Source organism: Fusobacterium perfoetens ATCC 29250 (assembly GCF_000622245.1).
In the GTDB taxonomy this organism is placed as follows: Bacteria; Fusobacteriota; Fusobacteriia; order Fusobacteriales; family Fusobacteriaceae; genus Fusobacterium_B; species Fusobacterium_B perfoetens.
The window spans coordinates 54,834-78,145 of sequence record NZ_KK211416.1 but is presented as its reverse complement, the minus strand read 5'-3'; the positions used below and the strand labels follow the sequence as shown (position 1 = coordinate 78,145).

Annotated in this window: 19 protein-coding genes and 1 tRNA gene; 9 read left to right on the top strand and 11 right to left on the bottom strand. The window is 25.6% G+C overall.

The window, feature by feature from the left end; genetic code table 11:
* The first annotated feature begins 1 nt into the window (after nt 1).
* From T364_RS0107255 to T364_RS0107245, 3 genes are read left to right on the top strand one after another with little or no spacing between them, the layout of a single operon-like run.
* Nucleotides 2-625: a nucleoside recognition domain-containing protein gene (locus tag T364_RS0107255; RefSeq protein ID WP_027128982.1), complete on the top strand. Its 624-nt coding sequence runs from the start codon at nt 2-4 to the stop codon at nt 623-625.
* A 2-nt stretch (nt 626-627) separates the two neighbouring features.
* Entirely contained in the window at nt 628-1,104 is a 477-nt protein-coding gene (locus T364_RS0107250) for a nucleoside recognition domain-containing protein (RefSeq protein ID WP_027128981.1), read from the top strand.
* A gap of 23 nt (nt 1,105-1,127) precedes the next feature.
* A complete protein-coding gene (locus T364_RS0107245; RefSeq protein ID WP_051532687.1) occupies nt 1,128-2,690 on the top strand; it encodes an AbgT family transporter in 1,563 nt (520 codons plus the stop codon).
* A 78-nt stretch (nt 2,691-2,768) separates the two neighbouring features.
* Here the strand turns inward: T364_RS0107245 and T364_RS0107240 are convergent, their stop codons facing one another.
* The 8 genes from T364_RS0107240 to T364_RS0107205 all read right to left on the bottom strand — a co-directional run bounded on the left by T364_RS0107240 (nt 2,769) and on the right by T364_RS0107205 (nt 14,365).
* Nucleotides 2,769-4,718: a fructose-bisphosphatase class III gene (locus T364_RS0107240; RefSeq protein ID WP_027128979.1), complete on the bottom strand. Its 1,950-nt coding sequence runs from the start codon at nt 4,716-4,718 to the stop codon at nt 2,769-2,771.
* 95 nt (nt 4,719-4,813) lie between these two features.
* Nucleotides 4,814-7,861 carry an AAA family ATPase gene (locus tag T364_RS0107235; RefSeq protein ID WP_027128978.1) on the bottom strand — a complete coding sequence of 1,016 codons (3,048 nt, stop codon included), beginning with the start codon at nt 7,859-7,861 and terminating at the stop codon, nt 4,814-4,816.
* Complete coding sequence (locus T364_RS0107230) at nt 7,861-9,087, bottom strand: metallophosphoesterase family protein (protein WP_027128977.1); 1,227 nt, start codon at nt 9,085-9,087, stop codon at nt 7,861-7,863. The genes T364_RS0107235 and T364_RS0107230 overlap by 1 nt, the downstream gene beginning before the upstream one ends.
* 90 nt (nt 9,088-9,177) lie before the next feature.
* Nucleotides 9,178-10,353 carry a bifunctional phosphopantothenoylcysteine decarboxylase/phosphopantothenate--cysteine ligase CoaBC gene (coaBC, locus tag T364_RS0107225; protein WP_027128976.1) on the bottom strand — a complete coding sequence of 392 codons (1,176 nt, stop codon included), beginning with the start codon at nt 10,351-10,353 and terminating at the stop codon, nt 9,178-9,180.
* 12 nt (nt 10,354-10,365) lie between these two features.
* Complete coding sequence (locus tag T364_RS0107220) at nt 10,366-11,373, bottom strand: coiled-coil domain-containing protein (protein WP_027128975.1); 1,008 nt, start codon at nt 11,371-11,373, stop codon at nt 10,366-10,368.
* A 17-nt stretch (nt 11,374-11,390) separates the two neighbouring features.
* Nucleotides 11,391-12,674, bottom strand: a complete 1,284-nt coding sequence (gene aroA, locus T364_RS0107215) for a 3-phosphoshikimate 1-carboxyvinyltransferase (RefSeq protein WP_027128974.1) — start codon at nt 12,672-12,674, stop codon at nt 11,391-11,393.
* A 48-nt stretch (nt 12,675-12,722) separates the two neighbouring features.
* Nucleotides 12,723-13,697 (bottom strand): tRNA nucleotidyltransferase/poly(A) polymerase-related protein, encoded by a 975-nt coding sequence (locus tag T364_RS0107210; RefSeq protein ID WP_027128973.1) that lies wholly within the window; start codon nt 13,695-13,697, stop codon nt 12,723-12,725.
* Between the two features lie 122 nt (nt 13,698-13,819).
* Nucleotides 13,820-14,365 carry a toxin-antitoxin system YwqK family antitoxin gene (locus tag T364_RS0107205; RefSeq protein ID WP_027128972.1) on the bottom strand — a complete coding sequence of 182 codons (546 nt, stop codon included), beginning with the start codon at nt 14,363-14,365 and terminating at the stop codon, nt 13,820-13,822.
* Nucleotides 14,366-14,563: 198 nt separating this feature from the next.
* Here T364_RS0107205 and eutH point away from each other — a divergent pair, with 198 nt between their 5' ends.
* From eutH to T364_RS0107180, 5 genes are all read left to right on the top strand, one after another.
* The gene (gene eutH, locus T364_RS0107200) at nt 14,564-15,646 is read left to right on the top strand and encodes an ethanolamine utilization protein EutH (protein WP_027128971.1); all 1,083 of its coding nucleotides are present in this window, start codon (nt 14,564-14,566) and stop codon (nt 15,644-15,646) included.
* 13 nt (nt 15,647-15,659) lie between these two features.
* Nucleotides 15,660-16,958: a 16S rRNA (cytosine(967)-C(5))-methyltransferase RsmB gene (gene rsmB / locus T364_RS0107195; RefSeq protein WP_027128970.1), complete on the top strand. Its 1,299-nt coding sequence runs from the start codon at nt 15,660-15,662 to the stop codon at nt 16,956-16,958.
* 15 nt (nt 16,959-16,973) lie between these two features.
* A complete protein-coding gene (locus tag T364_RS0107190; protein ID WP_027128969.1) occupies nt 16,974-17,615 on the top strand; it encodes an O-methyltransferase in 642 nt (213 codons plus the stop codon).
* Nucleotides 17,616-17,837: 222 nt separating this feature from the next.
* Nucleotides 17,838-19,271, top strand: coding sequence for an amino acid permease (locus T364_RS0107185; protein WP_027128968.1), 1,434 nt, complete (start codon nt 17,838-17,840; stop codon nt 19,269-19,271).
* A 10-nt stretch (nt 19,272-19,281) separates the two neighbouring features.
* Nucleotides 19,282-19,692 (top strand): septal ring lytic transglycosylase RlpA family protein, encoded by a 411-nt coding sequence (locus tag T364_RS0107180; RefSeq protein WP_245596657.1) that lies wholly within the window; start codon nt 19,282-19,284, stop codon nt 19,690-19,692.
* 62 nt (nt 19,693-19,754) lie between these two features.
* Here T364_RS0107180 and fabG read toward each other — a convergent pair whose 3' ends face one another.
* From fabG to T364_RS0107165, 3 genes are all read right to left on the bottom strand, one after another.
* On the bottom strand, nt 19,755-20,480 hold the full coding sequence (fabG, locus tag T364_RS0107175) for a 3-oxoacyl-[acyl-carrier-protein] reductase (protein ID WP_027128966.1): 726 nt from the start codon (nt 20,478-20,480) through the stop codon (nt 19,755-19,757).
* Nucleotides 20,481-20,492: 12 nt separating this feature from the next.
* Nucleotides 20,493-21,872 carry a dipeptidase PepV gene (gene pepV, locus T364_RS0107170; protein WP_027128965.1) on the bottom strand — a complete coding sequence of 460 codons (1,380 nt, stop codon included), beginning with the start codon at nt 21,870-21,872 and terminating at the stop codon, nt 20,493-20,495.
* A gap of 27 nt (nt 21,873-21,899) precedes the next feature.
* Nucleotides 21,900-21,994, bottom strand: a tRNA-Sec gene (locus T364_RS0107165).
* A gap of 201 nt (nt 21,995-22,195) precedes the next feature.
* Between T364_RS0107165 and T364_RS0107160 the strand changes: the two genes are divergently transcribed.
* A complete protein-coding gene (locus T364_RS0107160; RefSeq protein WP_027128964.1) occupies nt 22,196-23,311 on the top strand; it encodes an ABC transporter ATP-binding protein in 1,116 nt (371 codons plus the stop codon).
* The last annotated feature ends 1 nt before the right edge of the window (nt 23,312 follow it).

Genomic DNA, 23,312 nt, shown 5'->3' with positions numbered 1-23,312 from the left:
AATGACTGCAGAAAGAAAAAGAGCAATAACTGGTTGGGTATCTTTATTTATATTGATGGCTATGTTTTCTGGTTTATTAAAAAATCATGAAACTTTAAAAGCTTTAGATTTTAGTTTTCTTTTAGGAAAATTTGGAAAAATTTATGAAAATGTTGATTTTACAGGAAAAGGTGGTGGAGGAACTAGACAAGGATTTCTAGTAGCCCTTACTTTAGTTCCTTCATTAATGTTATCTTCTGGATTAATTGCTGTAGCTCAAGAATTAGGAGCTCTTGAAGCTGCTGCAAAATTCTTTAAACCTATATTAAAACCATTAATGGGAATTCCTGGAGTAACTGGATTAGCATTTGTTAGTTCATTTACATCTTCTGATATAGGTGCTGTTATGACAAAAGAACTTTATGACCAAAATTATATTAATGATGAAGAAAGAGCCATATTTGTTGCTTATCAATATGCTGCTTCTGGAGTTGTAACAAATAGTATATCAGCTGGAGGTCCACTTTTATCAATTTCTTTACTTCCTTTAGGAGGTATTATATTAATTCAATTTATAATGAAAATAATAGGTGCAAATATAGTTAGATTTATTATATATAAAAATAGAAATAAAGAGGTGAAATAATTATGGATAATATAAAAAATTCTCCTAGTTCAGTAGAAATATTTATGAAAGGAGCTAAAAAGGGATTAAATATAGCTTTAGAACAAATAGCTCCCGCTATGGTTTTGGCTTATGCTTTAATAGTATTTTTACAAACAACTGGATTAATGGATATTATAGCTATAGGTTTAAATCCAATTATGAAAGTTTTTGGTCTTCCTGGAGAAGCAGCCTTAGTTATTATTGCCGCTTTCTTTGCTAAAGCAGCTGGGGCAGCTACAGGATTAATGTTATTTCAAAATGGAGTTATTACTCAAGAACAAGCTACTATTTTATATCCTGCTGTAATTTTAATGGGAACTTTAGTAGGGCACTATGCAAGAATAGTTCTTGTATCAGGAGTTGCTAAAAAATATTATAAAATTTTATTAGTAGTTCCTTTAATAGATGCTGCTATATCTATGTTTATAACAAAAATTATTTTAGAATTCTTTAAATAAAAATTATTGAAAGGGGAAAATTTATGAAAAAAGACAATAAAAGTTTTTTAATTAATTTTTTAAAATTAGTTGAAACTTTAGGGAATAAATTACCTCATCCCTTTATTCTTTTTACGATTTTCTCAATAATAACATTATTTTTATCTTTTATATTATCTAAATTTGGTGTAAGTATTAGTTATTTTGATATAAAAACTCAAACAGAAAATATTATTAATATTAATAATCTTTTAACATATAAAAATTTAAGAGATTTGATAAGTGGTATACCAACTATATTTATTAATTTCCCATCATTAAAAATTGTTGTTTTAATGATGATGGCAATTGGTGTAGTAGATAATATAGGTTTTTTCAATGTTTTAATGAGAAAATATTTATTAAAAACTCCTAAAAATATAATAACTGCTGTTTTTATTTTTATGGCAGTAAATGCAAATATTATGTCTGATGCTGGAACTATATTTGCTATAACTATGGGTGGAATTTTATTTAGTGCTTTAGGTAGAAATCCAAAAATAGGAATTATGGCTGGATTTGCAGCTTGTTCTGGAGGATTTACAGCAAATTTCTTTGTTGCTGGAACAGATGCTCTGTTAGCTGGTATCACAGAACAAGCAGCTCATTCTGTAGGTTATAACATTACAGTAAATCCTTTATGTAATTATTATTTTATGGCTGCTGCTACTTTACTATTAACTTTTGTAATAACTTTTGTTACAGAAAAAGTTATAGTGAAAGTTGAGGGAGATTATGAAGGACTTTCTACTTCTCAATTAAATGAATATAAATTAACTGAAGATGAAGAAAGGGGGTTAAAATATTCTTTTTATAGTTTTATAATATTTGTTATAATTATGGGAATTTTAACAATACCTCAAAATGCATTTTTTAGAAATTCTAATGGAGGATTTTTACCAAAATCACCTCTATTATCCTCAATAGTAATGATTATATTTTTTCTTTTCTTATTTGTAGGAATTGGATATGGAATAGGTACTAAAAAAATAAAATCTTCTAGAGATATTCCAAAATATCTACAAAAAGGATTATCTCAAGCTATTCCTTTAATGGTAACTTTATTACCTGCATCAATTTTTATACATTTATTAAATAAATCAAATTCTTTAAAAATTTTAGCTTTTGCTTGTTCTAATGTTATTAAAGAATTAAATGTTTCTCCTTTAATATTACTTTTAATAGTTACATTAATGACTTCATTCTTAAATTTATTTTTAACTTCTGGTTCTACAAAATGGTTAGTATTATCTCAAATAGTAGTTCCAACATTTGCCTTATTAAATATATCTCCTGCTTATGCTCAGTTAGCTTTTAGAATAGGAGATTCAGCTACTAATATTGTTTCTCCTGTACAAAATCTTATTCCTGTAGTTTTAGGGTTATTAGCTGACTATGAGGCTGAAGGAAAGTTAAAATTAAAAGAGGGAGAAAAATTAGGTTTTGGAACTGTTTTCTCTTTAACAATTCCATATTCTGTAGCTATATTAATAACTTTGGTAATAGCAATGATAATTTGGTATCTATTAGATTTACCAATTGGTCCAGGTGTTTATTTACGTTTTTAGTCAAAATATACCCTTAAAAGCTTTTAAGAGCTAAAAAAGGAGTTACAAATTAAAAATTAATTTGTAACTCCTTTTATTTTATTTTTCTTCCTTAGTTTTTATATAACCTCTTTTATAAGCATTTAATAACTCATATAAATCATTAATTTGTTTTTGTATATTTTCTCCAATATCTGTATCTTTAACTTTTTTTCTTTCTAATACTCTCTTAATAATTCTAGTAGATGAATGAATATCTATACAGTTTGCAATGGCAGTATTAACATCTTCAAAAGGTTGATGAGATACAAGTTTTAAACCATAAGAGTTATATATTAAAGTATAACCAGCAAGTCCTGTTTCCTTTTGATAAGCCTTTGAGAATCCACCATCTATTACAATTAATTTTTTATCAGCTTTTATTGGACTTTCTCCTCTTTTTTCTTTTACAGGCATATGTCCATTTATTATATGAGATTTTTCTGGGTCAAGTCCAAATTCTAAAAAGATTTTATTAATAAACTCTTTATCTTCATATAATGAATAGTAATAATTTTTATTCTCTTTATGTAGTTCTTTATCTGTTGTAAAATATCTTTCAAAAGTTTTCATAGCATCTTTTCCAAATAATGGAGAATTTTCACCACACCATAGATACCACATCATATCCATACAAGCTTCTTTCATTTGACTGTCAGTTTTATTAAAATATCCTTCCCTACAAATTCTATCTAGCTCCTCAAGATAAGCTTTTCCTGAAAAAATTTTTCCAAATAACTCCATTTTGGTAAATTCTTTATTTTTATCAACAGGAATACAACCATGAAATAATAAATTTGAATTATATTTTAAAAACATACTTCCTTTAGAAAAAAGAAACTTTGTATGCTTTTGTAATTTTTCACTATGGACAAAACTTTGTTTTAACTTTTCAAGAATTTCATTTTCCTCTTCTGTTAAAGTATATGGGTCTTTCGGATTTATTGTAGGAAAATTAGTATCTGTTAATTGATATTCTTTTCCATCTACTGTTAAAATACCACGTTTATAATCAATTTTATCTAAAAGAAGTCTTGAATTCATATTAAAATTAGGATTTTTTAATATAGTTTGTCCTTCTATTTTAAATTGAATTATAGAAATAGCCTTATGGATTTTTGCCATTAAAGAAATATCTGAATCTTTTGATTCTTTTGGTAAAAAGTTTGTACATGGGTCATCAGCATAAGTTGACATAGCAAATCTTGCTAGTGGTAACATATTGATACCATAAACATCTTCTAAAATATCTGTATTTGAATATCTACTACTAATTCTTACAACATTGGCTATAGCACATTTATGTCCCGCTGCTGCTGTCATCCAAAGCATATCATGATTACCCCATTGAATATCAACATTGTGATGTTGCATAAGTTTATCAACTATAAGATGAGGTTTAGGTCCTCTGTCATAAATATCCCCAACAATATGTAAAACATCTATAGTAAGTCTTTGAATAAGTCCAGACAATGACACAATAAATTCCTTGGCAATATCAAGTTCTATAATTGTATCAATAATATTTCTTACATAATCTTTTTTGTCATCAGAATATTTTTCATGAATCAATTCTTGAATAATATAAGCAAAATCTTTTGGTAATGCTTTTCTAACTTTAGAGTCAGTATATTTTGAGCTTACTATTCTACAAACTTCAATTAATCTAAGAATAGTAATTTTATACCACCCTTTCATATCAGCAGTTTGTTTTTGAATAAGATTTATTTTTTCTTCTGGATAATAAATAACTGTTGCAAGTTGTTTTTTTAAATTTTCCTCTAAAGTATCTCCATAAATATCATCTATTTTATCTTTTATAACTCCTGAACCATTTCTAAGTACATGATTAAAAGCTCTGTATTCTCCATGAATATCTGTTAAAAAATGTTCTGTCCCTTTAGGAAGATTTAAAATAGCTTTTAAATTTATTATCTCACTTGTAGTAGCTGCAATTGTTGGAAAAGATTTAGATAATAATTGTAAAAATTTTAATTTATCTCCGTCCATAAAACCAACCTTTCTAAAAAATATAATTTTTTTACATTTTTTTGATTAATTTATGATATATTATAACATAAAAACAATTTTCTAGTAATATTTTTTTAAATTAATTTTATTCTACTACCTCTTTCAGAAGTTGCTTTTTCAACCTCTAATCTTTTTATAATTCTTACTTTCAAATCTTCTAAATGACTAATAACCCCTATTGTAAGCTTTTCTTCATTTTTTATATTTTCAATAGAATCTATAACTTTATCTAAAAGTTTAGAGTCAAGACTTCCAAATCCTTCATCAAGAAAGAAAAATTCCAATGGAACTCTGCCTTTAAGTTGTAATTGTTTTGAAAGAGCAAGTGCAAGACAAAGAGAAACTATGAAAGTTTCACCACCTGATAAAGTTCCTGTCCTTCTTCTGTCCCCATTATTAAATATATCTACAACAAAAAAATCACACTCTTTATCAGACTCTAATTGATATCTTCCATTACTTATTCTATTTAATCTTTCAGAAGCATTGGCTACTATTGTTTTCAATCTCTTTGTAGTTAAAAATTTTATAAAATCTCCAGATTTTAATTTTTTATATAAATCTTCAGCTATATCAAAATTTTTCTGAGCTTTAAAAATCTCTTTCCCTATTTTTTCTAATTGTTCTAACAATAATTTTTTTTCTTTTATATCTCTTTCTAGTGATGATATAGATACTATTAAATTATTTAAAGTAGCCTCAATTTCACTTCCTTTTAATTTTAATTTTTCCCATTCTTCTTCACTTAAATCTCTTCCTTTTATAAGAGTTTCATTTTCTAATAAAAGAGTTATAATTCTTTGATAGTTATTAGAATACTCCTCAATCTCCTCTTTTAAACTTTCTTCTTTAGCTTTTCCTAAAAAACTTTCTTTAACTTCCTCGTTATTTTTAAAGTTATATTTATCAGAGAGGGAATTTATTATATTTCCTTTCTCTATTTTATCTTTATTAAATATAGAATTTTCTGTAGTTATAGCCTTTTCATCTAACAAAACTTCATCAAACTCTTTTTTTAATTTTTCAAGATTACTTTTTAAAAAAGTTATATTTTTTTCAAAAGTTTTTTCTATTTTTAATAAATCGTCTATTTTCTTTCCATTTTCTTCTAATATTTTTTTTCTAATCTCAAGATTTTCTATAGAATTATCTATATATACCTCTCCCTCTAAAAAGATAGAATTTTTAATATCCTCTATTTTCTTCTCTAAACTATCGATTTCATTTTTTATTTTTTTTAGATTTTTCTCTTTTTCTAAATTTTTATCTTCTAAATTTTTAACAGTATTATTGATTAAAATTTCCTCTTTTTCAATAGATAATTTTTTATTATTTATTTCATCAATTTTTTGTTTTTCTTTTAAATAGATGTTATCTAATTCTTGAATCTTATTTTCTAATTCTAATACAAGATTTTCATCAACTAATTTCTCTTTAAAATAAATAGTTAATTCCTCTATATTTCTTGTAATAGTGTCAATTTTTCCTTTTATTTTTCCCTCTTCATTTATATACTCTTCTCTTTCTTTATTAAAATTTTTTAAGTCTTTATTTATATCTCCATTATAATTATCAGTTTCAAAAATTAAATGTGGGTGAGAAGTAGAACCACATACAGGGCAAGGTTCTCCCTCTTTTAAATTAATAGCAAGTTGTAGAGCTATATTTTCTATTTTTATTTTTTCTAACTTCTCTATTTTTTCAATTATTTGATTTTTCTTAGTAGAAATTAAATACTCTTTTTCTAAAAGCTCATCTTTTTCTTTAATGTAATTTTCTTTCTTTTTAGAGTTTTCTCTATATTTATCAATTATATTCTTAAATTCTTTTTTCTCATCTAAAATTTTTTCTAAAATACTCTCATCTATTTTAGGAATTTCTAATTTTTCTTTCTCTATCTCTAAAGCTTTATTTTTGTTATTTTCTAACTCTAAATTAATACTTTTAATCTCTTTTTCAATAATTTCTAAATCTTTTAACTTATTAAGTTTATCATTTTCTTTTTCAACAAGATTTTGTTTAGAAAATATTATTCTACCTAGTTTTATTTCTTCATCTTTATTATAATCAATACTTTCTTTCTCTTTTATAATATTATCTAATTTTATAGAATCATTTTCTATATCTGTATTTATACTCTTTATTCTATCTTCAAAATGAGCTTTTTCATCTAAAATTTTTTCTAATTTTTTATTATTTATTTCTATTTTATTTTTTATATTTTCAAAAATTTCAATATGTTCTAGTATTTCATAAGCCTCTTGACTTCTTTTTAAAGATTTTTTATCTAATTCTATTTCATCTTTTTTTAAATCAAGAAATGCCTTTTCATTTTTTAAATTTTTACTTTTCTCTAAAAGATTTTTTAACTCCTCTTTTTCTTTATAATCTTTTAGAAAATTTTCTTTTTCATTTTCTTTATCTTTTAACAGTTCTTTTTCTTGATTTTGTTTAGTTTCTAGGTTTTCAATCTCCTCTTTTGAAGTTTCTCCAAACCCAAGTTTTTGATTTTCATATTTTTCTATTTCTTTAGCCCAAAACTTCTTTTCTTCATTAGCTTTTTCTTGCAGAGCTTTTCCATACTTTTCCATATTAAAAATTCTTTCAAGAAGTTTTCTTTTTCCTTCACCTTTTAATTTTAAAAACTCACTAAATTGTCCTTGAGGTAAAACTACAGTTCTTGTGAAATCTTCTAATCCTAAACCAAATTCTTCTCCTATTTTTTCTTTAAAGGCATTAGCTTTTTCTGCAATAATCTCTCCATTCTTTTTTAAGATTATCTCTTTAGTTTTTAAATCTAACTCCCCTTTAGTTTTTCCAAGATAGTATTTTCTAGAAATTTCAAATATATCTTCTCCTAAAGCAAATTTAAAATAAATTTCCATTTTATCAGAAGAAGTATTTAAAAGATTTCTAATTCCTCCTTGATTATTAGCAAAAGTTGAAGATTTAGGAACTTCTCCATAAAGAGCTAAAATAATTCCATCAAGAATAGTTGACTTTCCACTTCCTGTTTCTCCAAATATTCCAAATATTCCAGCTTCTCCAAGTTTCTCAAAATTTATCTCTTGTTTTTCTCTAAAACTTTGTAATCCTTCTATTTCTAATAATATTGGTTTCATTATCTATCTTCCTCCAAAAGTTTTAAGAATAAATCTACTACCTCATTACTTGGTTCAATTCCATCTTCTGATTTATAGAATTCAACAAAAGCATCTTTTATATTAAGTTCACTATAATCTACACTTAGATTTTCTGAATTTTCATTTTCTTTTCCTTTAAGTATAGGAATAATCTCCACTACATTTTTATTTTTATTAATCTCCCTAATATCTTTACTTGAAAGATATCTATCAGTATGAATTTTTAAATATATCCATTGATTTTTTTCTATAAGTTTCTGAGAAATATTTATCCCCTCTTCAATATTAGAAACTTCATAAATTTTTATAGGCTTATAATTTTCTAATTGAATTTCTTGAATATCAGTTTGTAATTTTCCTTTTACATCAACCATAAATACTTTCTTTAAATATTTATTTTCTGTTACCCTATATTCTATTGGAGAACCTGAATAACAAGCTCTCTTTGTAGTATATTTCATAGGTTTATGAATATGTCCTAAAGCAATATAATCAACCTCTGGTAAATCTCCTAAATTTACAGCCTTACTTCCTCCTAATTCAATAGGTTTTTCATCTCCATCACCACTACTTCCAGCTATAAATAAATGTGACATTATTATTTTAGGAATATTTAGATTTTCTACAAAATCCACTCCTTTTTTTAAAATAGCTCCAACTTTTTTAGAATACTCTACATTTTCTAAAGATATTTCATCAGGATTTTTTTTATATTTAAAAGTTTCTATATTCAAATACTCTTCATCAATTACACTTTCATTAGTATAAGGAAGAGAATAAATATATATTTCTTCATTGTCAATATTTAATAAAATTCCTCCCTCAAAAGATTTAACTACTTGAAATTCTCCATACTTTCCAACCTCTTTAATTTCAAAAGGCTTTTCATATATTATAATTCCAAATTCTCTAGCTAAATTTTTAGAAGCAGCCAACCTTTCAGCTCCATCATGATTTCCAGGAATTATTATTATAGCTCTTTTCCCAAAATTTGATATTTTTTTCATTGCATCAAAAAATAATCCCTCTGCTTCTGATGATGGATTAGGATTATCAAATATATCTCCAGCCACTAAAATAATTTGTGGATTTTCATTTTCAACTATATTTTCTAATGTATCTATAAATTTTTTTTGTTCTTCTATTCTTTTGACACTCTCTAATTTTTTTCCAAGATGCCAATCTGAAGTATGAAGTATTTTCATTTTATCACCTCTTTCACCTTTATTATACTATATTTATGTAATAAAAAAAACACCTATATCTTAGGTGTCAGATATAAGTGTTTATAAGTTTTATAATTTTGATATTTCCTTTAAAATATCTACAGCCAATTGAATTTTTGTTTTTTCAGGAATATCTATTGAAGTTCCGTCTTTTTTTATAAAAGTTGCTGAGTTATTAGAACTTCTCATATTATGAGCATTGTTAGCTACTATCATATCAAGATTTTTCTTAATAAGTTTTTTATTAGCATTTTCTATTATATTTTCAGTTTCTGCAGCAAATCCTACTAAGATTTGATGACTTTTCTTTTGTCCCATATTAAATAATATATCAGGATTTCTATCTAAAACAATAACTAAGTCATCATCAGCTTTTTTTATTTTTTGCTCTGAATAAAATTTAGGTTTATAATCAGCTACTGCAGCACAAGCTATTCCTATATCTTGACTATCAAATCTTTCCATTACAGCATTGTACATATCCATAGCTGTTCTTGTTTGTACAAATTCACAAAGTCCCTTTGGAATTGGAAGATTTGTAGGACCAGAAACTAAAGTTACAGAAGCCCCCATTTTTACAGCTTGATTTGCTAAGGCATATCCCATTTGACCACTAGAATTATTACTTAAATATCTAACAGGGTCAATAGGTTCTTCTGTACGACCAGCTGTAATAAGAATTTTTTTACCTTTTAATAAATCTTTATTTTCGTCATTTAAAGCATTTTCTATAATTTCAACAATTTCATCTTCATCTTTTAATCTTCCTTTAGCATTTGCATTACAAGCTAAAAATCCTTCATCAGCATCAATGAAATTATAATTATATTTTTTTAATTTTTGTATATTTTCATGGAGAATAGGATTATTATACATATTTACATTCATAGCAAGAGCTATATATTTTGGTTTTGTACAAGCTGATACAACTGTTGAAAGCATATCATCAGCTATACCACCAGCTATTTTTCCTATAATATTATAAGTAGCTGGAGCTATTAAAACAATATCAGCCCATTCAGCCAAAGATATATGTTCAACTTCATATCCTCTATTTTTATCCCACATATCAATAACTACTTTATTTCTTGAAAGAGTTTCAAGAGTAAGAGGTGTTATAATTTCTGTGGCATTTTTTGTCATTATAACTTTTACATTATAACCTTTTTTCTTAAATTTAGAAATTATGTTGGCAGACTTATAGGCTGCAATACCTCCACAAACACCAACTAATATATTTTTCAAAAGAATCTCCCCCTATTCTTTTATCTTATAAGTATTAAAATATTCTTCAGCAGTATTCATAATATCTCTTACAGATTTACTCATAATACTAGCTTTTACAGAAAGAGCTTTAAAATCAGCTCCATCAAGATTATCCATATATTCTAAATTATTTTCAACAAGATAATTAGTAAACTTTCTAAATGACTTAAATATTTTTTGAACCTTTGCTCCCTTACAAAGTAAAACTCTATCTTCTAAAGGAACAATACCTTTTTCAAAGTTTTGAACTTTTAAACAAGCAGCTTTGAAATTTTTCTTTTTATCAAGCCCTTCAATTTCTTTAAAATTTTTAATATCATTTAAAAATACATAATCTTTTTTTAGAAGAAACTCACGTATTTCTTTAAATTTTGTTCCTTCAAAGAAATCTTCAATTAAAATTTTATATTTAAACTTATCTAGGAAAATAGCATTTTCAGAAAATTCCATAGGTCTTTGCTCAACTTGAATTTTAACAACCTCTTTAGCTGTTTCTTGATAATAAGAAAGTTTTTCTTGTAATTCTAAATTTTCTGCTCTAGCTTTTTTTAGATTTTTTTCCATAATTTCCATTTGTTTAGGAGAAACAGAAGAATTTTCTACTTCTTTAACTTTCATCTCTAAAATATTTACTTTTTCACTAAGAATTTTATTTTCTTCTTTAGTCTTTTTTAGATTTTTTTCCATAATTTCAAGTTGACCCATAGAAAGAATAGAATTTTTAGAATCACCTAAACTTTTTTCAAGGACTTGAATTTTATTAGTAAGAGTTTGTTTTTCTGAAGTTAAAACTCTTATTTGTTCTTGTAAGTATTCAAAAGACTCTACAGAAAGTGAACTTTCTTCACTATGTTTTAACTTTAATTTTAATATATCTACCTCTTGATCTTTTTCTGCAATAATATTATTTAAGGTTCTTATCTTATTATTTAACTCTTCTATTTTATTACTTAATTCCTCTATTTTAACTTCAAGATTCTTGTTAAAGAATAATCCCATATTTCCTCCATAAATAATTATTTATATATATTTTCAAATTCTTCAAAAAAGTTAGGGAAAACTTTAGACACACAATGACTATTAGCAAGTGATATTCCACTTACTTTAAGCCCTATTAATGAAAAACTCATTGCTAATCTGTGGTCATTATATGTTTCCATAACTCCACCTTTATAAGTTCCTGCTTTTTTAGGAATAATTTTTATTCCATCTGGAAGGTCTGTAACACTTCCATATATTTTCTTAAGTTCTGTACGAATAGAATTTAATCTATCATTTCCTTTTGTTCTTAAATTTGCAACATTATGTATCTCTGAAGGAGAATTTGCAAATAATGCCACTATTGAAAGAGTAGGAACAAGGTCTGGAGTTCTATTAAGGTCAAGAGAGAATCCCTCATAAGATTCAACACCTTGAACTGTAATAGAAGTTTTAGTTCTTTCAATAATTTTAAGTCCTAGTTCTTCCATAATTTCAAGGAATTTATAATCTCCTTGAATACTATTATATGAAAAATTATTTATTTTTATTGTACTATTAGTTATAAGGGCTGCTGCTAAAAAATACGAAGCAGAAGCCATATCACCTTCTATAAGGTAGCCTTTTACTGTGTCAAAATTAGTTTTTTTAACTAAATATCCATTTTCTGTTTTTTCTATTTTTGCTCCAAAATCATGTAACATTTTTAGAGTTATATCTATATATGATTTTGAACTAATTTTATGAGATGTTAATACCTCTATATCACTATTAAAATGTGAAGCAGAAAGTAACACAGAAGATAGATACTGACTACTATTTTTTCCTGGAACTTTTATAATATTAGATTTTGTTCCTTGAGAATATATTTTTATAGGTAAAAAGCCTGATTTTTTTAAATACTCTATTTCAAGTCCTAATTCTCTCATACTGTCTACAAATTCACGAATAGGTCTACTTGTAACTCTAGATGAAGCATCTATAGTTATTTCTCCTTTTCCTGTTGCAATATAGGAAATTAAGAATTTCATAACAGAACCTGAATTACCTACATGTAAAGTTTTTTTTCCAAATTCTCTTTTTTTATTTCCAGATATTTTAATATATTTTTTGTCATCAGAAACTAAAATTTTATTTCCTAATTTAGTAAGACACTCTATCATTTGAACTATATCTTCACTAAAAAGTGGATTTTTAAGTATAACAGGATTTTCTGATAAAGAAGCAAGAATCAAAGCTCTTGTAGTCATAGATTTAGATCCCGGTATACTAATTTCTGTACAAAAATTCTCTCTAGTTTTAATCGAATATTCTTCTTTCATTACATCTCACCTCTCCTAAATAAACCACACCTAATTTTATTATATCATTTAAAAGGTAGAAATATCAAGGTAATAAAAGAAAAATTCGTTTATTTTTCTAATTTTTTTCTTAGAAATATTAAATTTTTTAAATAAATTCTCCCTATTTTGATTATTTAAAGAAAAAAATAGAATTATAAAAAGAAAATTTTCAAAATAATCAATAAAAAACTTTTCTTTTATCTTTTCATTAAGTGAGTTATAAAAGTCTATATATTCTTTAATTTTTTTTATATCTATATTAATATTTAAAAAATTTAAAATATTATAATCTTTTAAAAAATATAAAATTGATTCTATATTTTTTTCTTTAAATAAAAGTAAAAGTTCATTTCTAAGTCTATCACTTGAAATATTTTCTAAATAATTTTCATCTACTGCTTTTTTTATTAATAAATCTGTTCCTTTATCAAAAGAAAAATTATATCTACTAGCAAATTTAATTCCTCGTAAAATACGGGTAGGGTCATCATAAAAACTTTTATTATGTAAAATCTTTACTTTTTTATTTTTTATATCTTCAATTCCATTAAATTTATCAAAAATTTTAAAATCTTGTAAATTTAAATAAATAGAATTTATAGAAAAATCTCTCCTAGCAACATCATCTTCTATATCACAAAATGAAACTATTGGTAAACTTCCAGAAAAAGGATAAACTTCATTTCTAGGAGAAGCTATATCTATATTAATTCCATTTGTAAGTTTTATATTAAAAGTTAAGAAGTTTTCATTTATTCTATATTTTTCCACAGAAAAATTATTTATTATATAATTTCCAATTTCTAAAAAATTTGGAGATACTATATCTATGTCTAAAGTATTTTTTGAAAGAAAAATATCTCTTATAATTCCTCCAACTAAATATCCTTGAAAATTCTTCTCTTTAAAAATAAGATGTATTTTTTCTAATATAGACTTTGTATCTTCACAAAGAAAATCATCAATCTTATTATTGAGAGATTTTAATTTTTTGATTATCATAAAAATATCACCTCAATAATAATATATCATAAAATTATAGAAAGATAAGTATGTTTTTCTATAATTTTTTTATATACAATAAAAAAGAGGTATTGTATCCACAAAACCTCTTTTATTAATAATTATTTTTCTATTTTATTATTTTTGTAAACGCAATCTTTTACTAAAGCTCCACTTTCATCATATTCTTTATATTCACCATTTAATTCACCATTTTCATAGAAAGCACATATATATAACTGTCCATTAGAATAGTATTCTTTATAAGCTCCTGAAAGTTTTCCATCTTTTATATTACAATCTTTTTGAACTTTTCCGTCCATATAGAAAGATAAATTTGTTTTTGTATTTTTAGAATCTACATATTCTACAAGCTTTTTAGTTTGTCCATTTGGATAGAAAGATTCGTATCTTCCAACCATTTCTCCATTAACTAAATGATAAACAGTATCTCTAGCTCCATTAGATAGGAAAGTTTCATAAACTCCATCTAAATTTCCATTTTTGTAATGTTTTCTAGTCTCTACTTGTCCATTAGAATAGTAGCATTTATATTCACCTTCTCTAACTCCATTTACATAGTTTTTTTCCTCTTTTACTTTACCATTTTCAAAGTATTTTACCCATAAACCTTCTTTTTTTCCTTCACCATTGTATTGATTAACCATCATAACCGCCTCCTTGAAAAAAAGTGAATTAGAAATGTATTTTATTTTAACATTTTGATATTAATAGTATACCTTGCATTCATAAAAAAGTCAACATATAAAAACATTTATTTTTAATAAAATAAAATTTTTAGATAGTTTGACATTCATTTAAAATTACGGTATCATATATAAAGAATATTTTAAGTAGGGGAAAAAATGCAAATAAATGATTTAATTATATATATTATGATATTATTTATGATAGTTGGAGCTATTGATAGAATTTTTGGAAATAAACTAGGTTATGGAAAAAAATTTGAAGAGGGAATAATGGCAATGGGTTCTTTAGGACTTTCTATGATAGGAATAATTTGTCTTTCTCCTGTAATTGCCAATTTTTTAAATCCAATTATCTCTCCTTTATATAACTTTTTTGGTATCGACCCTGGACTTTTTCCTGGAACAATTCTTGCCAATGATATGGGAGGTTATTCTTTAGGAATGGAATTAGCTCATACTAAAGAGGGTGGATATTTAGGAGGTTTAATATTAAGTGCTACTTTAGGGGCAACTCTTTCTTTTTCTATTCCTGTATCAATGGGAATGATAAAAAAAGAAGATGAAAAATATCTTTCAAAAGGAATTTTAGCTGGAATAATTACAGTTCCTTTCGGTTGTTTCTTAGGTGGATTAGTAGCAGGATTTAATATAAAATTTTTAATTTTAAACTTAATCCCTACTTTCATATTAACTATAATTTTAGGACTTTTACTTTTTAAATATCCTAAAAAAATAGCTAGTGGTTTCTTAATTTTTGGAAAAATTATTACAATATTAATAACAATAGGATTTGCTTTAGAAAGCATTAGAATCTTGACAGGTGTAGTTATAGTAAAAAATATGATTTCAGCTTTAGAAGCTGGTGAAACAGTTTGTAAAATTGCTATGGTTTTATCAGGAGCTTTTCCTCTTGTATATTTTATAACAAATATATTCAAAAAATTTTTAATAAAAATTGGAAAAATTTTAGATGTAAATGAAAATTCTGTAGCTGGATTTATAGCTTGTCTTGCTCACAATATTCCAATGCTTGCTTTAGTAAAAGATATGGACCCTAAAGGAAAAATAATGAATATTGCTTTTTCTGTAAGTGGCGCTTTTGTATTCGGAAGTCATTTGGGATTTACAGCTGGAATTGAAAAGTCTATGGTTGTTCCTGTAATTGTTGCAAAACTTTCAGGAGGAATCTTAGCAATGTTTGTAGGAAATTTATTATATAAATTAGAAAAAAATAATTAATCAGGAGGGTATCTTGAATATAAAACAAAGGATAATAGTTTTATTGTCAGAAGTAGAACAAGGAAAGTTTTCTAATATAGCTTTAAATGAATATTTTAAAGAAAATACTTTAAGTCCAAAAGAAAGAGGTTTTATAACTGAAGTTTTTTATGGGGTTATTAGAAATAAAATATTTTTAGATTATGTTATAAATCAAAAGGTAAAAGAGATAAAAAAAGAGTGGCAAAGACAACTTTTTAGAATTTCTATATATCAAATGACTTTTATGAATAGTGATACAAAAGGTGTTATTTGGGAAGCTACAGAGCTTACAAAGAAAAAATTTAGTGTTCCTGTAGGAAGATTTATAAATGGCGTTTTAAGAAATTATGACAGAGAAAAAGATGAAATTTTAGAAAAATTAAAAAATGAAAAAGCTTATGATATTCTTTATTCATATCCTAAATGGTTCTGTGAAAAAATTTTTGAAGAATATGGAAAAAATACAGAAAAAGTTTTAATCTCTTTGAAAAAAATACCTTATATGGCTGTTAGAGTTAATACTCTTAAATATTCTTGTGAAGAATTTGAAAATCTTTTAAAAGAAAAAGATATAAATATTATAAAAAAAGTTGATACAGTTTATTATTTAGATTCTGGAATTGTAATATATTTTGATGAATTTAAAAATGGAAAAATAATTGCCCAAGATGCTGCTTCATATCTATCTGTAAAAAATTTAAATCCAAAAGAAAATGATATAGTTTTAGATTCTTGTGCAGCTCCTGGAAGTAAAAGTGTTTTAATAGCTGAATTTATGAAAAATAAAGGAGAAATTCTTTCTCTTGATATTTATCCTCATAAAATTAAACTTATAGAAGAAAATAGTAAAAAAATGGGTATAGATATTATAAGGGCTGTAAAACTTGATGCTAGAAAAATAAAAGAACAAGGAAAAAAATTTCATAAAATTTTAGTTGATGCTCCTTGTAGTGGATATGGAGTTATTAGAAAAAAACCAGAAGCTCTATACAATAAAAATTTTGAAAATGTAGAAGAACTTTCTAATTTACAATATGAAATTTTAGAAAGTGTAAGTAATAATTTAATTGTTGGTGGAGAACTAGTTTATAGTACTTGTACTATTACAAAAGAAGAAAATACTTTAAATGTAAAAAAATTCTTAGAAAATCATAAAAATTTCCAAAGTATAAAAGTTGAAATTCCAGAAAATGTTTTAGGAGAATATGACGAAGTTGGAGGATTTTTAATAGATTATAGAGAGGAAATTGTAGATAATTTCTATATAGCAAGACTTGTAAAAATTAGTTAAAATAAGGAGAAAAAATTGTTAGAAGAATTAAAAGAAGCTAATGAATATATAATTAATAAAATAAAAGAAAAAGATGAACTTATATTAGAACTTGAAGAATATGCTAAAGAAAATAATATCCCTATAGTAACAAAAGAAGTTGCAAAATATTTAGAATTTATGATAAAAATTACTAACCCTAAAAATATTTTAGAAGTAGGAACTGCTATTGGATATTCAGGAATCTTAATGGGAAGACTTATTGAAAAAAATGGTGGAATTCTTACAACTATTGAAATTGATGAAGAAAGATTTAATGAAGCCAAGAAAAACTTTGAAAAAGCTTCTTTGAAAAATGTAAAAATGATATTAGGTGATGCAACAGCTGAAATAGAAAAATTAAATGATAAGTTTGATTTTATATTTATAGATGCTTCTAAAGGACAATATAAAAAATTCTTTGAAGATTCTTATAAAATGCTTAATGATGGTGGAATAGTTTTTATTGATAATATTATGTTCAGAGGATATTTATACAAAGAATATCCAAAAAGATTTAAAACTATTGTTAGAAAATTAGATGAATTTATAAATTATCTTTATGAAAATTATGATTTTACATTATTACCTTTTGGTGATGGAATTGGTCTTATCCGTTGTAAAAAGGATACAAAATAGTAATAATTATAAAAAATATCCTCTATTAAATTATTAAAATAAAAATTAATCTCAAGAAAAAGAAACTGTTATATTAAAAATAAAAAATTTATAATAGTTTCTTTTTTACTTTTAATATATTTTATAAAAAACTTTTTAAAATCTAAAAATTATGATATAATTTTCAAGTCATTGATATTTTTTGGGAAATTATAAAAAAATTGAAATGTGAAGGAGAGAAAAATGAAGGAAAAAAAACTTAATTGGCGTACTTTAGCAATGATGGGATTTACAGTAGTTTGGGGCTTCGGAAACGTTGTCAATAACTATGCCAATCAAGGACTCACAGTTGTAATATCATGGCTACTAATCTTATCTTTTTACTTTTTACCATATGCTTTAATGGTAGGGGAAATGGGTTCTGTTTTTGAAAAGCAATCTGGAGGAGTTTCAAGTTGGGTTGGCTCAACTTATGGACCAATGATAGCATATTTAGCTGGTTGGACTTATTGGATAGTACATATTCCATACCTTGCTCAAAAACCACAAAATGCTTTAGTTGCTTTAAGCTGGGTATTTTACCAAAATGGAGATATGATAAAAGGAATAAATTCACTAGTATTACAAAGTATAGTATTGGTAATTTTCTTATTTTTTTTATGGTTATCATCAAAAGGAATTAATTCATTAAAAAGAATAGGAGCTCTTGCTGGAACTTCCATGTTTTTTATGGGAATTTTATATATTCTTTTAACAGTAGCTGCACCATCAATAGTAGGAGCAAGTTCAGCAACAGTAGATTGGAGTTTGTCAACATTTTTACCAAAATTTGATTTTACATATTTTACAACTTTATCAATGTTGGTTTTTGCTGTTGGAGGTTGCGAAAAAATTTCTCCATATGTTAAAGAAGTAGAAAATCCTAATAAAAACTTTCCAAAAGGAATGTTAATATTAGCTTTATCTGTGGCTATGTCAGCTCTTTTAGGTTCCCTTGCTATGGGAATAATGTTTAACAGTGGAGATATTCCAGCAGACTTAAAAATGAATGGACAATACTATGCTTTTAAATTATTAGGAGAATACTATGGTGTAGGAAATTTTTTAATGATATTATATGCTATTGCTAATGCCCTAGGTCAAATTTCAGCTCTAATGTTTTCAATAGACGCTCCATTAAAAATATTAATTGGAGAGGGAAATAAAGATTTTATACCAAAATCATTTACAAAAACTAATGAATATGGTGCTCCAATTACAGGATATAAATTAACTGCTATCCTTGTAGGAATATTAATTATAATTCCAGCTTTCGGAATCAGGGATATGAATAATCTTTATAACTGGTTATTAGATTTAAATTCAATAGTTATGCCATTAAGATATTTATGGGTTTTCGTTGCCTATATTGGACTTAGAGGATTTATAAAAAATAAAACTCTTGTAGAAAATGCTACTTATAAATTTATAAATAATGATAAAATAGCAACTTTAATTGGAATTTGGTGTTTTTCATTTACAGCCTTTGCTTGTTTAATGGGAATCTTCCCTAAAAATATAGAATTATTCTCTACTGAATGGATGTTTCAAATTTCATTAAATATTATTACACCAATAGTTTTAATTGGACTTGGATTTATTTTGCCAAAGATAGCTAAAAATCAAAAAAATAAATAGGAGGATAAATTTGAAAAAAACTTTTATTATTTTATTAATGGTAATTTTATCAATTTCAATATATGCTGATAAAGTAAGTTGGTATGGAAAGGGATTTGAGGGAAAATTAACAGCTAGTGGATATATTTTTGATTCTAAACAATATACATGTGCTTCTAACAAATATCCTTTTGGAACAGTTTTAAAAATAACTAATAAAGAAAATAATAAATCTGTTAAAGTAGTAGTTACAGATAGAGGTGGATTTGAAAAATATGGTAGAACACTAGATTTAAGTAAAAAAGCATTTTCTGAAATTTCTTCTTTAGATAAAGGAATAATAAATGCAAATATAAAAGTAGTAAATCAAAAAAATACTTTTAAATATAAAAAAGGAAATCCTAAGTTTACTTCAAAAGAATATAAAAACTTTTTAAAATAAATGAAAAAAATAAGACTATTACAAAATTTTGTAATAGTCTTTTAATTTTATTTCTTTATAAATTAGAATGAAAGCCCTCCAGAAATTGGTAAAACTGCTCCTGTAATATAAGAAGATTCATCACTTGCCAAGAATAATACAGCATTAGCTACATCTTCTTTAGTTCCCATTCTTTGTAATGGTACTCCACTTAAGATTCCTTCAACAGCTTTTTCTGATAATTTATCAGTCATTGGACTTTGAATAAATCCAGGAGCAACACAGTTAACTCTAATTTGAGCTCCTTTTCTAGCTAACTCTTTTTTCCAAGTTTGAGTCATTCCAATAACTCCAGCTTTAGTAGCAGAGTAGTTAGTTTGCCCAATATTTCCATATAAACCAACAACTGAAGATAAAGTTATAATAGAACCCTTTTTAGCCTTAGTCATTACAGGTGCTACAGCTTGAGTTACATTGAATACACCTTTTAAGTTTATATTAATAACAGCATCCCATTGCTCTTCACTCATTCTTAAAAAAGGACCATCTTTTGTTATTCCAGCATTATTTACTAAAATATCAATAGTTCCATATGTATCAACTATTTCTTTAACTAAAGCTTTAATTCCTTCTCTATCTGTAACATTTAATATTTTTCCAACAACATTTTCTTGTTCATATTCACATGGATTTACATCACAAGCAATAACCATTTTTGCTCCTTCAGCAGCAAATCTTTCAACTATTGCTCTTCCTATTCCAGCAGCTCCTCCTGTAACTAAAGCTACTTTTCCTTCAATTCTATTCATTTTTCCTCCTAATTATTTAGCTAATCTATAGATTGCTTCTATGTATATTTTTAATAATGTATCCAAAGTTTCTAAAGGAATACATTCATTTTTTTGATGCATTGTATCAGGTGTTTCTTTAAGTAATGCTCCAAAAGCTACACAATTTTTAACAGCCTTAGCATAAGTTCCACCACCTATAGCAATAGGTTCACAATCTTCATCTTTTGTAATCTCTTTATAAATATTTGTAAGTTCTTGTACTAAGAAACTATCTTTTTTAACATATAAAGGAGTTTCTTTTTTTCCACCAACAAATTCAATTCCATATTTATTAAGTAATGCAAATAATTTATTCTCTAGTTCTTCGACTTTTAATGTAACAGGATATCTTGTATCAAGAGATACATATAAATATCCATCTTCAACATACGCTTTTCCATAATTCATAGTTATTTCACCAGAAGGCTCATCTTTAAAATAAAGTCCTGCTGATTTTCCATTAAATTCAAGCTTTATATTTTCTCCAAAATATTTAGCCATTTGAGAAAGTCCTGTAATTTTTATTCCAGTAACATAAATAAATGATAATAACGCCGAAAGAGAATTATATCCTAATTCTGGATGAGCAGCATGGGCTGCCTTCCCATAAGAAATAAGCTCTAATTTATTATCTTTTTCTTCACAAGTTATTTTATATTCATTTGCAAAATTATATTTTTCTAGTTCTTCTATAATAAGATTTTTATATTCTAAAGGTAAAGTTAAAAAAGTTTTTTCAGGAACAGCATTAAATACTTTTCCTCCTTGAATAGAAAAATTGTCATCACATTTTATTTTTAAAAGTCCTCTTAATATTCCTTTTTCTGCAAAAGTAACAGGAAAACTACTGTCTGGTGTAAATGATAAAGTAGGCTCAGGCATTTTTAATGTATCAAAATAATGTTTCATACAACCCCATTCTGTTTCTTCATTTGCTCCAATTATCATTCTAATTTGTTTTTTTAGAGGAACTCCCATATCTTTTAAACATTTCATTGCATAAAGACATATCATTAAAGGCCCTTTATCATCTAAAGTCCCTCTACCATACATTTTATTATCAACAATCATTCCAGAATAAGGCGGATAATCCCAACCAGTTCCTTCTGGTACAACATCAACGTGCCCTAATATTCCTAAAGATTCTTCTCCTTCTCCAAAAATTATATGTCCAACATAATTATCAAAATTTTCAGCTTTAAATCCTAATTCTTCTCCTACTTTTAAAAAATGTTGTAAAGCTTTAGCTGGTCCTTCACCGAAAGGCATTCCAGGTTTTGGTTCTTCTTCAACACTTTTTATTTGAATTGATTCTTGAAGTGATGAGATTAATTGTTCTCTATATTTTAATACTTCTTTTTGAATATCCATTTACTTGACACCTCTTATTAATTATTATGGCGGAAGCGTATAGGAATCGAACCTATCATGGAACTATGTCCCACCAATACAGTTTTGAAGACTGTTGAAAACACCAGTTTTCTGCCGCTTCCATCTTTCTAAGAATAGTATATCAAAAATTTTAAAAAAAATAAACAAATTACATATGTATTTTATCTATTTTTTTGATTTATGTCAATATAATTTTTTTATTAATAAAGAATAATTTGTAATTTTTTTTTAAATATGATAAAATAATAAGGATGTACTATAGAATTTAACAATTTTTAATAATGTAATTAGGAGGTTGATAAGTGGAAAAAAAAGGTATTTCTATTGAGAATCTTTCAAAAACTTTTGACGGAGTTCAAGTTTTAAAGAATATTAATTTAAATATTCAGCCAGGAGAATTCTTTTCTATTTTAGGTCCTTCTGGATGTGGAAAAACTACTCTTTTAAGAATTCTTGCTGGATTTACAGAGCCTGACTCTGGTATAGTTTATTTAGGAGATAAGGAGATAACCAAGTTGCCCCCAAATCTAAGACCTATAAATACTATATTTCAAAAATATGCTCTTTTTCCTCATTTGACTGTATTTGAAAACATAGCATTTTCTTTAAGATTAAAAAAAGAAAATGAAGAATATATAAAAACAGAAGTTGCTAAAATGTTAAAGATGATTGACTTAGAAGAACATGCAAATAAAAAACCAAATCAATTATCTGGAGGACAACAACAAAGAGTATCTATTGCTAGAGCACTTATAAACAAACCTGAAGTATTACTTTTAGATGAGCCTTTATCAGCATTAGATGCTAAACTTAGACAAAATTTACTTATTGAGTTAGACAATATTCATGAGGAAGTTGGAATTACATTTATATTTATAACTCATGACCAACAAGAAGCTCTTTCTATTTCTGATAGAATAGCTATTATGAATCAAGGAAATGTTTTACAAGTTGGAACTCCAGCAGAAGTTTATGAATCTCCAGCAGATATATTTGTTGCTGATTTTATAGGAGAAAATAATTTCATTGAAGGAGAAGTTATAAAAATAAATGGTGATACTTGTGCTACTCTTGTAAATCCTAATTTTGGAGAAATTCTTTTTGAAATGGATAGAAATGTAAAAGTAGGAGATAAAGTTGTAGTATCAGTTAGACCTGAAAAAATAAAAGTTACTAAGAAAAAACCTGAAAATTTAAACTGGAAATATAATACATTGAGTGTTTATGTTGATGAAGTTATTTATACAGGTTTCCAAAGTAAATATTTTACATGGGTAAATGGAGATAAAAACTTACTTATAAAAGCATTTAAACAACATGACATTTTCTTTGAAGATGATGATACAGATGTAAGCTGGGATGAAGAAGCATTTATATCATGGAACTTTGAAGATAGTTATCTTGTTGAGGTAAAGTAAA

Bases quoted from the DNA above. Each gene is read 5' to 3' on its own strand.
- aroA (WP_027128974.1), bottom strand. From the start codon at position 12,674: ATGAAAGAAGAATATTCGATTAAAACTAGAGAGAATTTTTGTACAGAA.
- eutH (WP_027128971.1), top strand. From the start codon at position 14,564: ATGCAAATAAATGATTTAATTATATATATTATGATATTATTTATGATA.
- T364_RS0107230 (WP_027128977.1), bottom strand. From the start codon at position 9,087: ATGAAAATACTTCATACTTCAGATTGGCATCTTGGAAAAAAATTAGAG.
- fabG (WP_027128966.1), bottom strand. From the start codon at position 20,480: ATGAATAGAATTGAAGGAAAAGTAGCTTTAGTTACAGGAGGAGCTGCT.
- T364_RS0107220 (WP_027128975.1), bottom strand. From the start codon at position 11,373: ATGGGATTATTCTTTAACAAGAATCTTGAAGTTAAAATAGAGGAATTA.
- T364_RS0107210 (WP_027128973.1), bottom strand. From the start codon at position 13,697: ATGATAATCAAAAAATTAAAATCTCTCAATAATAAGATTGATGATTTT.
- T364_RS0107205 (WP_027128972.1), bottom strand. From the start codon at position 14,365: ATGGTTAATCAATACAATGGTGAAGGAAAAAAAGAAGGTTTATGGGTA.
- T364_RS0107255 (WP_027128982.1), top strand. From the start codon at position 2: ATGACTGCAGAAAGAAAAAGAGCAATAACTGGTTGGGTATCTTTATTT.
- T364_RS0107185 (WP_027128968.1), top strand. From the start codon at position 17,838: ATGAAGGAAAAAAAACTTAATTGGCGTACTTTAGCAATGATGGGATTT.
- T364_RS0107250 (WP_027128981.1), top strand. From the start codon at position 628: ATGGATAATATAAAAAATTCTCCTAGTTCAGTAGAAATATTTATGAAA.
- T364_RS0107240 (WP_027128979.1), bottom strand. From the start codon at position 4,718: ATGGACGGAGATAAATTAAAATTTTTACAATTATTATCTAAATCTTTT.
- pepV (WP_027128965.1), bottom strand. From the start codon at position 21,872: ATGGATATTCAAAAAGAAGTATTAAAATATAGAGAACAATTAATCTCA.
- T364_RS0107235 (WP_027128978.1), bottom strand. From the start codon at position 7,861: ATGAAACCAATATTATTAGAAATAGAAGGATTACAAAGTTTTAGAGAA.
- T364_RS0107245 (WP_051532687.1), top strand. From the start codon at position 1,128: ATGAAAAAAGACAATAAAAGTTTTTTAATTAATTTTTTAAAATTAGTT.